Source organism: Sodalis-like endosymbiont of Proechinophthirus fluctus (assembly GCF_001602625.1).
GTDB lineage: Bacteria > Pseudomonadota > Gammaproteobacteria > Enterobacterales > Enterobacteriaceae.
Genome location: NZ_LECR01000033.1, coordinates 1 through 218 on the forward strand (window position 1 = coordinate 1; position 218 = coordinate 218).

Here is a 218-nt window from a genome sequence, read left to right on the forward strand (position 1 = left end):
AGGATTTGCGCTGGTGCCGTTTTTAGTAGCCTGGGCAGCGTGGTCTGTTCCTCCCGGGAAGCGGCACGGCTGAAAAAATAGACTGCGGCGCAACTTTCCAACTGGTGATGCCGGGGATACGTCCTGCCGGTAGCGACACGGGGGATCAGCGCCGGGTGATGAGATACCGTTGTAGGCGCAGCAGTCGTAGGTGGATTATATGGTGATTGGGCTCCCTA